At 53.5% G+C, this 14060-nt stretch carries 11 protein-coding genes and 1 other RNA gene; 4 read left to right on the top strand and 8 right to left on the bottom strand.

Going from position 1 to position 14060, the window contains the following annotated elements; translation table 11 throughout:
* Positions 1–18: 18 nt before the first annotated feature.
* From BMW46_RS00760 to BMW46_RS00725, 8 genes are all read right to left on the bottom strand, one after another.
* Entirely contained in the window at positions 19–288 is a 270-nt protein-coding gene (locus tag BMW46_RS00760) for a helix-turn-helix transcriptional regulator (RefSeq protein WP_074703774.1), read from the bottom strand.
* A gap of 102 nt (positions 289–390) precedes the next feature.
* Positions 391–1413: a hypothetical protein gene (locus tag BMW46_RS00755; RefSeq protein ID WP_074703773.1), complete on the bottom strand. Its 1023-nt coding sequence runs from the start codon at positions 1411–1413 to the stop codon at positions 391–393.
* 355 nt (positions 1414–1768) lie between these two features.
* Positions 1769–2989, bottom strand: coding sequence for a tyrosine-type recombinase/integrase (locus BMW46_RS00750; protein WP_074703772.1), 1221 nt, complete (start codon positions 2987–2989; stop codon positions 1769–1771).
* Positions 2990–3152: 163 nt separating this feature from the next.
* Positions 3153–3514: a transfer-messenger RNA gene (gene ssrA, locus BMW46_RS00745) on the bottom strand.
* 453 nt (positions 3515–3967) lie between these two features.
* Positions 3968–4615, bottom strand: coding sequence for an HAD-IA family hydrolase (locus BMW46_RS00740; RefSeq protein ID WP_074704480.1), 648 nt, complete (start codon positions 4613–4615; stop codon positions 3968–3970).
* Between the two features lie 121 nt (positions 4616–4736).
* Entirely contained in the window at positions 4737–5456 is a 720-nt protein-coding gene (gene ubiG, locus BMW46_RS00735) for a bifunctional 2-polyprenyl-6-hydroxyphenol methylase/3-demethylubiquinol 3-O-methyltransferase UbiG (RefSeq protein ID WP_177171007.1), read from the bottom strand.
* Positions 5453–6799: a TRZ/ATZ family hydrolase gene (locus BMW46_RS00730; protein ID WP_074704477.1), complete on the bottom strand. Its 1347-nt coding sequence runs from the start codon at positions 6797–6799 to the stop codon at positions 5453–5455. Before BMW46_RS00730 ends, ubiG begins: the two co-directional genes overlap by 4 nt.
* 80 nt (positions 6800–6879) lie before the next feature.
* Positions 6880–7557, bottom strand: a complete 678-nt coding sequence (locus tag BMW46_RS00725) for an OmpA family protein (protein ID WP_074704471.1) — start codon at positions 7555–7557, stop codon at positions 6880–6882.
* A gap of 304 nt (positions 7558–7861) precedes the next feature.
* On the opposite strand from BMW46_RS00725, the gene gyrA reads away from it, so the two are divergent.
* The 4 genes from gyrA to pheA are packed head-to-tail and all read left to right on the top strand — an operon-like array spanning position 7862 to position 13898.
* Positions 7862–10447 carry a DNA gyrase subunit A gene (gyrA, locus tag BMW46_RS00720; protein WP_074703771.1) on the top strand — a complete coding sequence of 862 codons (2586 nt, stop codon included), beginning with the start codon at positions 7862–7864 and terminating at the stop codon, positions 10445–10447.
* 45 nt (positions 10448–10492) lie between these two features.
* Entirely contained in the window at positions 10493–11581 is a 1089-nt protein-coding gene (gene serC, locus BMW46_RS00715; RefSeq protein WP_074703770.1) for a 3-phosphoserine/phosphohydroxythreonine transaminase, read from the top strand.
* The gene (locus tag BMW46_RS00710; protein ID WP_074703769.1) at positions 11574–12773 is read left to right on the top strand and encodes a phosphoglycerate dehydrogenase; all 1200 of its coding nucleotides are present in this window, start codon (positions 11574–11576) and stop codon (positions 12771–12773) included. The genes serC and BMW46_RS00710 overlap by 8 nt, the downstream gene beginning before the upstream one ends.
* Positions 12774–12830: 57 nt before the next feature.
* Complete coding sequence (gene pheA / locus BMW46_RS00705) at positions 12831–13898, top strand: prephenate dehydratase (RefSeq protein ID WP_074703768.1); 1068 nt, start codon at positions 12831–12833, stop codon at positions 13896–13898.
* The last annotated feature ends 162 nt before the right edge of the window (positions 13899–14060 follow it).

Here is a 14060-nt window from a genome sequence, read left to right as displayed (position 1 = left end):
AAATCAGCTTGCAGGAAGTTACCGGGGTGGCTCAGTTGGGCGGTTGTGACCCTTCGTTTTTATGACCATCTCACTTCCTTTTGAAGCAATGAGGGCGCGGATATCTTCAACCCGCCAAACAGTAACTCGCGGGCCGAGTTTCAGCGATTTTGGATAACGGCCAGATTTGACCCCGGCCCACCATGTGGATTTTTTGACAGGAATAATAGGAGGGATAGGTGGTACGGCTTTGGGATTGCCGATGATTTGCGACAGGCGAAGAAAGCCTATTTCAGGGATTTGGTTCATTAGGAATTGCCTCCGTCCAAGATAAGACGATTGCATCCTAATTCTCTAAGTAGGGGGAAAAACCAAATTTGGGAAATTAAAACCAAATTTGGGAATAGCTATTTATTTCATACGGCTTTCCAGGGCCTCAGAGATTTTTTCCAGGATCTTACGAATTGTTTCTTCAGTAATTCCTGCTCCGAGTTCCTCCGTCATCCTTGCAATCTTGCCCGCAGCACCACGCTCTTTAATGTTTATTCCTGAGTGCTCCCTGCAAAGAGCTGCAATCGTGATAAGCAAGGTATTGCGCTCATTTGTTCCCAGTTTCTTATCAGAGACTGATGCTCCGTTTATTGTTTGTTTAAATTCCTCCAGCGCAGCAGGACGCACCACAAATACGCTATCCTCAGGCAAGTTACAGCAGTAATAGTCAACTGGGGGTGGTCGGGAGCTTCTCTCTGTAAAGAACTTAATTTGGTTTTGCTTGAATTCATCCAGCAGTCGTTTTTTGTCTGCTGGACTCAGATCTTGCTCAGCTAATATCTCATGAATTTGTTCTAATTCGGCGAGTGATCCTGGATGATCTTCGTTGTCATCGTATTTTGCTTGAAGCTGAGCAAATTCCCCACTAGGTAGTTTAACTATTGCACCTGTAAACGTTCTCTTATTGGTAGGCTGCTCACCAATAAGTATTTGGTATTTCCGTTCAATGTCGAACAACTCATCACCTAGCAAGGGCAGATCACACACTCCAACAGCAGTTTTCACTTCACTGCTCCAACTGAGGTATCGATTATCTCCGAGCGGCACACTTAAGAGATGTTTGATCTCCCCTGCTTCACGAAGCGAACTCGGAAGCACCTCAATTATTGCTGGATTCAATGTAAGCCAGTCCAATTCTTCGGGGAAAATCCCTTTTTCTGTTGCGGCTCGCAACTCTGCGTCGTTGTATTCCACAATTTTTTCCGGACGAACTATCGCAAGACTCGGGAAATAAACAGATAACTGTAATTTCTTGTCAAGTGCCAGCTGGAGAACATCAGCTTCGGTTACTTCTTCATCGAAAAAATTTGCCAGATCACGCGCAGTATCTAAGATAGTCAGCTTCTCTTTCAGCTTATTCAGCTTGGAAACGTTTTTGCCCATAGTCTTATTCGGTGTACGCTTCTAAAGTTAAGATAGTGGGATCATTGCGAGATTGCCTTTGCGGATCACCTTAAGAGTTGTAGCAAGTACGAGAGGCATATTTCCGCCCAGATAATCCTCGTCCTGCTTCCATTAAATCTAGCTGTTCGTCTAGTCCCGGGACAGCCTCACACCTCGTCACCAAAAACAAAAAAACCTTCCCGACGCAACCTTCGGCCCGACCTAGTCATTAGAGAGAGTATTATTTGAAGACCTTCTGAGATGCTATTTGCATATATCGCCGCGTCGCACAAATTTCTGCCGTGAGGTCTTCGGTGTCTTTATGCACCCAGATTAAATTCTAATCGAAAATGCCTCAGCCTTGAGCTAGAGCACTATTTAAAGGAATTATTTCTGCTCCCGCCTTCAATTTGTCGAGGTAATCCGCCCATTGCTGCATCATTTTCCGCCGTTCCGGAAGGTGTGCAGTTCTGTTGTAAGCGCGTCCGTTCGGGTCCCTAACAGCATGGGCTAGCTGGTGTTCAATAAAGTCGGGGCGAACACCTAGCACTTCATCAAGAATGGTTCGTGCCATGGCGCGAAAGCCATGTCCGCTCATTTCTTCCTTGTCTATGCCCATGCGCCGAAGTGCAGCAAGAATCGCGTTATCGCTCATTGGTCTGCCATTGGTGCGTGCGCCAGGGAAAACAAAGCGACTTCTGCCGGTTAAGGCTTGCAGTTCCTTGAATATTTCTACCGCTTGTGTTGAAAGCGGAACAACGTGCGGAGTATTGGTTTTGGTGACGGTATAGCGCCATTCCGCCGCATCTAGGTCTATATCTTTCCACTCAGCTTTACGTAGCTCGCCAGGACGCACGAATACCAGCGGAGCAAGACGCAAGGCACAACGTACAACGTGAGAACCTGTATAGCCATCGATTGCCCGGAGCAACGCTCCTACCTGCTTAGGTTCAGTAATAGCAGCAAAATGTTCTCCCTTAACCGGGGGAAGGGCGCCTCTCAAATCAGTGGAAATATCTCGGGTAGCACGTCCGGTTGCTATGGCATAGCGAAAAACTTGTCCACAGTTACCCAATGCCCTATGCGCGGTTTCCACTGCGCCCCTGTCTTCGATGCGCCGCACTGTTGTCAGCAGTTCAGGTGCGGCTATCTCGGCAATGGGCTTGCTGCCTATCCAGGGGAATATGTCACGCTCAAAGCGGCGAATGATGCGCTCGCCATGGCTTTCATTCCAGGTCGGGGAATACTTCGCATACCACTCCCTAGCGACAACTTCGAAACTATTTGCAGCCTTCTCCAGCTTGGCAGCTTTGACCGCTTTACGGTTTTCGCCAGGATCGACCTCGGAAGCAAGCAGCTTACGCGCTTCATCACGCCGATTGCGAGCTTCCTTCAGGCTCACGTCGGGGTAGACGCCCATGGAAAGGGTTTTGCGTTTGCCGCCATAGCGGTAATCAAAGCGCCACCAGCGGGAGCCATTCGGTTTTAATAACAGATAGAGGCCGCGCTCATCTGTTAGCTTCAGGGGCTTGTCAGCAGGCTTGCTATTGCGAATGGCGGTGTCGGTAAGTGCCATGACGGTAACTCCAGTTGGCGGTAACTCTATTACCGTCAAGTTTACCGTCAGTTACCGTCGGATTACAATAGATGAGTTTGGATTTGTTTGGGCAACAAAAAACCCGCACGCCTTAATTCATGCGGGTTTTCTGGATTTCTTTGGATTATTTTGGACTTTCAATTGGTGGAGGCGGCGGGAATTGAACCCGCGTCCGCAAGTCCTCTACAGGCAGTTCTACATACTTAGCCATGTTTTTTAATTTAACCTGGCATCCGTCAACCGGCGAACTAATGGCAGGCGAGTTACCTATTGTTTAGCGCTCTATAAAGTAACCCTACAAAGCGCGATCCTCGTTAATGGCTCCGCTGCCTGTTGCCAGACCCGGCGTTGAGGCCCACCGGTGCGGAGTCTAGCCGGATTTAAGCGGCTAAAGCGTAGTTTTCGTCGTTTGCGACTATTGGTTTCCAGATGTATTTACGAGGTAACTGGTCCTCGGTATGCCCTGCTCTGCTTTGCAACCCACGTCGAAGCCAGGTCGCCCCCGGCATTCTGTATTACGGTTAATTAGATGACTGTGAACCGAAAGAGTTCAATGGAGAGTGCTACGCATTAGTCCCTCGGCACGTCTGCCCAAAGATTCCCTTGATTTGCAGCAATACTGGCTGGGATTATACCCGATATTTTTTTAACTACTGGGGTAGACCGCATCATATCCTGAATTTTGTCATTACTGGAGTGATACCAATAGTAAGTCGTCTATTAGCATCTTCTTCATCGTTGGTCCTTCGATCCTTTGGCAAGCTCAGGATCAGGGGGAACGGGAGTCGAGAGATTGAAGTGAAGCCACCCTCTCCCCTGCCCTCTCCCTGGCAGGGAGAGGGGGTCTTTGGACGAACGTCGGGCGAAGGGCCGGCACTTCTCTTTCCCCGTTCCTCTCCCTGCCAGAGAGGGGGTTTTTCCAGACAAACAAGTATGAAAGGATCGTGCGAACGGTTTTTACAAATAACCGAGCAGTTCTTCGGGCCGGTCTATGAGGTATCTTGCGCCCCAGGTTTCGGGGGCGCCTACATTGCCGAGATAGCCGTATCTCGCGATGATGGGTTCCATGCCGGCGGCGAGGCTGGCCTGGACGTCGCGCAGGTCGTCGCCCAGATAAATGCATTCTTCCGGCGGAACGGCTATTGCTCCGCTTGCAGTCAGCAGGGGCTCGGGATGGGGTTTGGAGTGCGTGGTATCGCCCCCGCTGATAAGGCAGGAAGCACGGTTGCCCAAACCCAGCGCCTCCATGAGCGGGACGGAAAAACGGGCGGGTTTGTTGGTGACGATACCCCAGATCAGGCCCCGGTCATCGAGCTGATCGAGGAGATCCGCGACACCTGCGAATAAGAATGTCTCACGGCAGAGGTGCTCCGCATAGAAGTCGAGGAATTCGGCGCGCATGGCGTCATATCCTGCGTCCCCCGGCTTGATGTTGAATCCCAGGCCCAACAGGCCGCGCGCGCCCGCTGAAGCCTCGGTGCGGATAAGTTCCAATGGCAGGGGCAGCAGCCCGCGGGCAATGCGCTGCCGATTCAGGGCGTACCCGAGATCGGGTGCGGTATCGGCAAGCGTTCCGTCGAGATCGAAGAGAACGGCGTTAATCATGGAAGAAGGATGGATACGAACCGAAGGAATAAAGATGGACGCCAATCCAGATTGACGATGTCACCGGTGATCGGACAGGCAGAAAATGATCGCTTGAGTCTGGCCTTGGAGCGTGAGGGTTTCAGGCACGGAATGCCATGATGTAGTTGACGTCGGTATCCTGTCCCAGGGAGTACACTTTGGTGATGGGATTGTAGCTCATGCCGATCACTTCCTGCACATCCAGCCCTGCTTCGCGCGCCATGCGCCCAAGCTCCGAAGGTTTGATGAATTTGGCATAGTCGTGCGTCCCGCGCGGCAGCAGGTTCAACACGTATTCCGCGCCGATCACGGCAAACAGGTACGATTTGGGGTTGCGATTGATGGTCGAGAAGAACACCCAGCCACCGGGCTTGGCGAGCTCCGCGCAGGCTCTCACCGTACTGACAGGATCCGGCACATGCTCCAGCATTTCCATGCAGGTAACCACATCGTAATGATGAGGCTGCTCCGCGGCGAGCGCTTCCACCGAGATCTTACGGTAATTGACTTTATTCCCGCTTTCCAGCAGGTGCAGCTTTGCCACCTTCAGCGCCTTGTCGCCCAGATCGATACCGGTTACCTGAGCGCCACTCTCCGCCATGCTTTCAGACAGGATACCTCCGCCACAGCCGACATCCAGGACGACTTTACCCGCCAGGCGGGCATGGCGTTCTATGTAACCCAGCCGCAGTGGATTGATCTCGTGCAGCGGCTTGAACTCGCTGTTGGGATCCCACCAGCGATGCGCGAGTTGGTTGAATTTTTCCAGTTCCAGCAGATCAACATTGACACTGCTATTTTCGATTTCTTTATCCATCATTTTTCGTGAACTGCTATCACGCCTGTTGTCATTTGTTCCCGCCAGAATTCAGCCCTGTGCACTAATTCTTCCCGGTCCAGCGTAGTCAATTCCCCGTCACGCAGCAGCATTTTACCATTTACCCACACATGACTCACATGTTCACGTCCGGCAGCATAGACAAGATGGGAAACAGGGTCATAGCAGGGCGCCAGATCAAGACTGGAGAAATCCACTGCGGCAATATCCGCAGCCTTGCCTGGAACAAGGGAGCCGATACGGTCTCCCAGCCCTAAAGCCCTGGCCCCGTTGAGCGTGGCCATTTGCAGCCCCTGCCACGCAGGCAATACTTCTGCCCTGCCGCTTTGTCCTTTTGCCAGGAGTGCCGCAAGCCGCATTTCCTCGAACATCTTGAGGCGGCTGTTACTTGCGGCGCTATCCGTCCCTAATCCCACGTTGACGCCTGCTTCTATAAGAGCGGCAACGGGCGCGAGTCCACTGGCATGTTTCAGGTTGGAAGAAGGGCAATGGGCTACGGAACAGCCTTGCTGCGCCAGCAGTTCGATTTCCCCCTCGGTAAGATGCACCATGTGTACCGCAATCAGATTGGGACCGAGCAGCCCGAGCTTGTGCATGCGCTCAAGCGGACGCATTCCGTAGCTTTTCAGGCTGTTGTTGATTTCATCCCCGGTTTCGTGCAAATGAATGTGAATGGGCACATCCAGCTGCTCTGCATAAGTGAGAACCCGGGACAAATTCTTGTCACCTACCGTGTAAGGTGCATGCGGGGCAAAACAGAATGACAGGAGGGGATGCGAATTGTAATCATCCCGCAGCGCCAGGCCCTTGGTCAGATAGTCGTCAGGATCGCTGGCGTAGGCGGTGGGAAAGTCGATTGCGATCATGCCGATGCTGGCGCGCATGCCCGAGGCCAAGGCAGCACGCGCAGTTGCTTCCGGAAACAGGTACATGTCATTGAAACAGGTGACTCCGCCCTGCAACATCTCGGCGCATGCCAGGCGCGTACCATCGAAAACAAAACCCTGGTCCACGTGCTTCGCTTCCGCCGGCCAGATATGATTGGTTAGCCACTCCATCAAGGGCAGGTCATCTGCCATTCCTCGCATCAGCGACATGGCCGCATGCGTGTGGAGATTTATCAGGCCGGGAATGAGCGCGTGCCTGTTCATCACGACGCGTTCGCGTGGCTCAAATTGCACGCGTGCCTCGTCGCGGGGCAGGATTGCGCGAATCATGCCCTCGTCAATTGCAATGGCATGATCATGAAGCACTGTACCCGCGGGCTCAACCGGGATTATCCAGCGCGCCTCCAGCAGCGTATCGATTTTTACCGGATCCATCATCATCGCCAAAGCTTAGCAAAAAAAAACCCTGCCGCAATGGCAGGGTCTGATTTTTTTATGTTTTTTGTATGTGAATCGAATTATTGTACTGTTTCCTTCGTACCGGCGACTTCAACTTCGACGCGACGGTCGGGTTGCAGACACGCAATCAGTGCCTTCGTCTTCTTGTTACCCTTGCAGGTATCGCCCGTCACAGGGTCGGCTTCGCCCTTGCCATCGACAAAGATGCGATCAGCCGGAATGCCTTTTTCGTTGACCAGATAAGCCTTGACGGCTTCAGCACGACGCATGGAGAGTTTCTTGTTATACGCATCGCTGCCGAGACGGTCGGCATAACCGATGGCAACCACGGTGTCGTACTTGACGCCACCGAGCTTGGCCACGAGATCATCCAGGGTCTGTTTGCCTTCGGGCCTCAGGTTGGCCTTGTCGAAATCGAACAGTTGATCGGCGGAGAGGGAGATTTTCTCAGGTTCGGTATAAGCAGGAGCAGGAGCAGGGGCAGGAATGGGCTCTGGAGCGGGCGCTTCGACTTTTTTCTCGGGTTTTGGCAGCAGGTCAGGATCGCACTCGTAGGTTGCCATTGCAGGTGTCCAATAACCGGTGCGCCAACAGTCTCCGGAAGAATCTCTGACTACTTCGCCAACGCTATCGACCGCGTAGGCCTCAGGTACCTCCTGAGCCATAGCGACGCCTGAAAACAGCACTGGCAAAACAGCTGCTCCAAGCAAGAGTTTTTTCGTTACTGTATTTTTCATGCTATGCCCCTTTTTAGAAAAACTAAGATTCAAGATCAGATCATCCCTGTAAGTCATGCAAATGAAAGACTAAGCCACCTCATTGTAGCATGGCTCATCATCGCATAATCGCGCTTCGATTATGTATTCATATATTTGTCCTTGTCAAATAGGGGTGTTGCAATCGGCATGAAAACTGGGCTTTCCGGGTGACTCCCATACGGGTGGCATGCTAAAATGGGGGGCTTTATGCGCCGATATCAGGAAAGAAATATATCCTCGATATGTTCCCGTTCCCGCAAGTTCTTGTCCCCCTTCAAAAGTAATGGATCAATTCGCGAAAGAAACCCTGCAGATCAGCCTCGAAGAGGAAATGCGCCGCTCCTATCTCGACTACGCCATGAGCGTCATCGTGGGACGCGCATTACCTGACGTGCGCGACGGCCTGAAACCGGTGCACCGCCGGGCTCTATTCGCTATGCATGAACTCTCCAACGACTGGAACCGTCCCTACAAAAAATCGGCGCGCATCGTCGGTGATGTCATCGGTAAATACCACCCGCACGGCGATACCGCCGTATATGACACTATAGTACGGATGGCGCAGAATTTCTCGCTGCGCTACATGCTCGTGGATGGACAGGGCAACTTCGGCTCCGTGGATGGCGACAACCCGGCAGCAATGCGTTATACCGAAATCCGCATGTCGCGCATCGCGCATGAAATGTTGGCCGATCTGGATAAGGAAACGGTTGATTTCGGCCCTAACTACGACGGGACGGAGAAAGAACCGCTGATCCTGCCGACCAAAATCCCGAACCTGCTTATCAATGGTTCGTCTGGCATTGCGGTGGGCATGGCAACCAATATTCCGCCGCATAACCTGAATGAAGTGACGGATGCCTGCCTCGCCCTGCTGAAGGACCCCGAAATCGCCATCGAGGATCTGATCGAACTGATACCCGGCCCGGATTTTCCCACCGCCGCCCTGATCTATGGCGTGACTGGTGTAAAAGAAGGCTACCGCACGGGCCGCGGGCGCGTGATCATGCGCGCGCGCACTCACTTCGAGGATATGGAAAAAGGGGGCGGACGCCAGAGCATCGTTATCGACGAGCTGCCCTACCAGGTAAACAAGGCCAATCTGCTTGTCCGTATCGGCGAGTTGGTGCGGGACAAGAAAATCGAAGGCATTTCCGATTTGCGCGACGAATCGGATAAATCGGGGATGCGTGTGGTTATCGAACTGCGCCGCAACGAAGTACCCGAGGTGGTGCTGAACAATCTGTATAAAGAAACGCAAATGCAGGACACCTTCGGCATGAACATGGTGGCCCTGCTTGACGGGCAGCCGCGCCTGCTGAATTTGAAGCAGATGCTGGAGGCGTTCTTGCGCCACCGGCGCGAGGTTGTTACGCGGCGCAGCGTGTTCGAGTTGAAAAAGGCGCGTGAACGCGGCCACGTGCTGGAGGGGCTCGCTGTCGCCTTATCCAACGTGGATGAAGTGATTGCCCTGATCAAGGCGGCGCAGACGCCTGCAGCAGCCAAGGAAGCATTGATGTCGCGGGTATGGCGCTCGCAACTGGTGGAGCAAATGCTGGGGCGCGCTGCAGTGAATGCGAAACAATTCCGTCCCGCGGGCCTGGCGCCCGAATACGGGTTATTTGATGACGGCTATCATCTTTCCGATGCGCAGGCGCAAGCTATACTGGAATTGCGCCTGCAACGCCTGACAGGGCTCGAGCAGGACAAGATTGTCAGCGAGTATAGGGATGTAATGGAAAGAATAGCCGACCTTCTCGACATTCTTGCCCGCCCGGAGCGCATCACGGCCATCATCACCGAGGAGCTTGTTGCGATGAAGCAACAGTTTGGTGATAAACGCCGCAGCGAGATCGTCATCAATACGCAGGATCTGAGCATGGAGGATCTGATCGCATCGGAGGATGTGGTCGTGACGCTATCGCACAATGGGTACATCAAGTCCCAGCCGCTCGACGACTACCGCGCGCAGAAACGGGGCGGCCGCGGGAAGCAGGCAACAGGCACCAAAGATGATGATTTCATCGATAACCTGTTTATCGCCAATACGCACGACTATATCCTTTGCTTTTCCAGCCGAGGGAGGGTCTACTGGATCAAGGTGTACTCCGTGCCGCAGGGAGGGCGCACTTCCCGTGGCAGGCCTATCGTCAATCTGATGCAACTGGAATACGGCGAGAAGATCAATGCCGTTCTTCCGGTAAAGACATTCGATGACAACCGTTATGTATTCATGGCAACTTCCCTGGGCACGGTGAAAAAAACACCGCTGTCGGAGTTTTCGCGGCCGCGCGCGAGTGGCATCATAGCGGTAGGTCTCGACGAAGATGATTTTCTGATCGGTGTAGCGTTGACCGAGGGCAAGCATGATGTGATGCTCTTCTCCGATGGAGGGAAAGCCGTGCGTTTCGACGAGAATGACGTACGCCCGATGGGACGGGGCGCGCGTGGTGTGCGCGGGATGACGCTGGGCAAGGGGCAAAAGGTGATTTCGCTGGTGGTGGCCGAGAGCGAGGAGCAGGCGGTGCTGACCGCAACCGAGAATGGTTATGGCAAACGTACTCCCATCAGCGAATACACTCGTCATGGCCGCGGTTCGCAGGGCATGATTGCGATCAAGACGACTCAGCGCAACGGCAAGGTCGTCGGGGCGCGGCTTGTGCGCGAGGATGACGAAATCATGCTCATTACGACCGGTGGCGTGCTGATTCGCACACGCGTGAAAGAGGTGCGCGAGATGAGCCGGGCAACACAGGGCGTGATACTGATCAACCTGGATGAGGGTGAGAAACTTGCCGGGCTGGAAAGAGTCGTGGAAACTGACGAAGCGCCAGGATTAGAGGAAGGCTTGTCCACGGATTTGCCGTGAAACAGCCAGAGTAAGGAACTCATGAGGAATTCATAAGGAACTCCGATGGAACCCATCTATAACTTCAGCGCAGGTCCAGCGGTATTACCAAAGGAAGTTTTGCAGCAGGCGCGCGACGAAATGCTCGACTGGCACGGCAGCGGTATGTCGGTGATGGAGATGAGCCACCGCGGCAAGGAATTCATGTCCATCGCGGCCAGGCTCGAGGCGGATTTGCGGGAATTGGCCGGCATCCCTGCCAACTACAAGGTACTCTTTTTATCCGGCGGCGCTTCCAGCCAGTTCGCGATGGTGCCGATGAACCTGGTGCGCGGAAAGAAAAGCGCCAACTATATCAACACTGGCCAGTGGTCCACGAAAGCGATCAAGGAAGCGAAAAAATATTGCGCCGTTCACGTTGCAGCTTCCTCGGAAGATGCAAATTTTACGTACGCTCCCACCCAGGATAAATGGAACATCGATCCGGATGGAGCTTATCTGCATTACACGCCCAATGAGACGATTGGCGGAGTGGAGTTCAACTGGATTCCGGACTTGTCGGGTACCGATATGCCCCTGGTGGCGGACATTTCTTCCGCCTTTATGTCACGCCCCCTGGATGTAAGCCGGTTTGGGCTGATTTATGCAGGCACTCAGAAAAACGTAGGTCCCGCAGGTCTGTGTATTGTCATCGTGCGCGAGGATTTGATAGGAACAACCGTGTCGGGCACACCGACCATGTTCGATTACAAGATTCACGCCGACAACGACTCCATGTACAACACGCCGCCGACTTATGCGATGTATATTACGGGGCTGGTGGTGGAATGGCTGAAACAGAAGGGTGGACTTCAGGCAATGGAGAAAATCAACCTTGCCAAGGCGCGTCTGCTGTACGACTTCCTGGACACTACTGATTTTTATCATTGCCCCGTGGCGAAACCCGACCGGTCGCGCATGAATGTGCCGTTTACTTTAAAAGATCCGGCGCTCGATGAAGGGTTTCTGAAACAGGCGCGAACCCACGGCCTCATCCAGTTGAAAGGCCATCGTTCTGTCGGCGGAATGCGCGCTTCGATATACAACGCGATGCCGCTTGAAGGCGTAAAGGTCCTGGTGGAATTCATGAAGGAATTTGCAAACAATCATGCCTGAACGTGCACATAAAATTTTCCGGATACTGACCCTCAACCAGATTTCGTCGCTGGGCCTCAAGCTTTTCAATTCCGGCCATTATAAGGTGGGCAGCGATACAACCGAGCCCGATGCGATTCTGGTGCGCTCCCATAATATGCTGGACATGGATATTCCTTCCAGTGTGAAAGCAATAGGCCGGGCTGGGGCAGGCACGAACAACGTACCGGTCAGCGCCATGAACCTGCGCGGGGTGCCCGTTTTCAATGCGCCGGGAGCCAATGCCAACGCAGTCAAGGAATTGGTGCTGGCAGGCCTGCTGCTCGCTTCCCGTAACCTGATTCCGGCGATTCATTTCACCGAAAAACTGGAAGGCGATAACGAGACCCTCAGCAGGCTGGCTGAGGGCGGCAAAAAACAGTTTGCGGGCATCGAGTTGCCAAGACGTACGCTGGGCATTATTGGTCTGGGTGCAATAGGACGCCTGGTGGCTGATGCAGCGCTTCGGCTTGGCATGAAGGTGATGGGATATGACCCCAATATCACCGTGGATGCAGCCTGGAACCTGTCCTCGGAGGTCAAACGCGCGGAAAGTATCGAAGATTTATTGCGCAACAGCGAGTTTGTAACATTGCACGTACCCCTGCTGGATTCGACCCGTCACCTCGTCAACCGGAAGGTTGTGCAAAGCATGAGAAACAGTACAATTCTGCTCAATTTTTCGCGTGACGGCATCGTGGATGAAAATGCCGTGCTCGAAGGAATCGAGATGGGGAAGATAAAATATTACGTAAGCGATTTCCCCAGCGAAAAACTTCAACATCATGCAAGGGTGATCACCCTGCCGCACCTGGGCGCATCCACCCAGGAAGCGGAAGAGAATTGCGCAGTGATGGTGACGAAGCAGATAATCGATTATCTGGAGAACGGCGGCATTACCAATGCAGTCAACTTCCCCAACATAACAATGGAACGGGAATCCCCTTATCGACTGGCCGTTGCGAATGCCAACGTCCCGAACATGGTGGGACAAATTTCCACCGCCATGGCGAAAGCCGGTCTCAATATCCACACCATGGGTAACAAGTCGCGCGGCGAAATGGCCTACACTCTGGTAGATGTCGATAGTCCGGTACCACAAGAAACGATCGACGAGATTGCGGCGATAAAGGGTGTGCTGAATGTGCGCTACCTGCCCATACCAGCCAAATAGCTGCCATCTTATGCTATAGCTCTGGCAGGTACGGTTCAAAACAGAAATTATCCCGCGATGACCGCTCAACTCAAACAGCTGCGCGACAAGATAGATGCAATCGACAGCGAGCTCCTGAAACTGGTGAGCGCGCGTGCAGATCTCGCACGCGAAATCGGAGAAATCAAGAATGGCACTGCGTATAGGCCCGAGCGTGAAGCTCAGGTGCTGGCGCGGATGCGCGAACTGAACCCGGGGCCGCTGGAGAATGAACAGGTTGCGCGGTTATTTACGGAGATCATGTCTCTCTGCCGATCCATGGAAGAACCTCTGACAGTGGCATATCTTGGGCCGAGAGGCACGTTTTCCGAAGAGGCCGCCCTCAAGCGCTTCGGTAGCGTGGTGACCGCACTGCCGTGCAATTCGATAGATGACGTATTTAGCAAGGTGGAAGCCGGCAAGGCAAACTATGGAGTTGTACCGGTAGAGAATTCAACCGAAGGCGCAGTGGGCAGATCGCTCGATCTGTTGCTGCAAACCCGGTTGAAGGTATGCGGCGAAGTGGCGCTGGCCATACATCAGCTTCTGCTGGCGCATCATACCGACCTTGCACGCATTCGCAGGATTTACTCTCATCCTCAATCGTTTTCTCAATGTCACGCGTGGCTCAATGCCAATCTGCCCCATTTACCCGCGTCGGCAAGAATCAACGCCGCAAGCAATGCGGATGCCGCGAGGCTGGCGGCGGAAGATGAAAGCGCCGCGGCAGTGGCGGGAAAAAAGGCAGGAGAAGTATATGGTCTCACTGTCTGTGCCGAGAACATCGAGGATGATTCCAACAATACGACGCGCTTCCTGGTAATAGGCGAGCAGGAAGTTGCACCTTCCGGCAGGGATAAGACGTCGCTGGTAACGTCGGTCAGGAATCGGCCGGGCGCCATACATGAGTTACTGGCCCCGTTCGCCCATTATGGAGTCAGCATGACCCGGCTTGAATCGCGCCCGTCCCGCGCGGGTTTATGGGAATACGTGTTTTTCGTGGATGTCGAAGGCCACCAGCAGGAGCCGAAAGTCTCTCAGGCGCTGCGCGAGCTGGTGGAAAAAGCGGCGTTTCTCAAAGTGCTCGGCTCATATCCCGCAGCCTGACCCTCCTCCTCTGTTTTCTCACAAACCTCCATGCACTACCACGAAATGCCGTAAAGTGAATCCGTGCGATGATCCTGTTACCCTGCGAAAAATTCAGCGTCATATCATTGCGGCTCCGCATCCCGGAATCCTCGATGGTGCGGCCATGACGAAGATTTTGCC

This window comes from Nitrosospira multiformis (assembly GCF_900111585.1).
Classification (GTDB): Bacteria; Pseudomonadota; Gammaproteobacteria; order Burkholderiales; family Nitrosomonadaceae; genus Nitrosospira; species Nitrosospira multiformis_B.
Note: the sequence above shows the minus strand (reverse complement) of the source record. Positions and strands in the feature narration are given on the sequence as shown.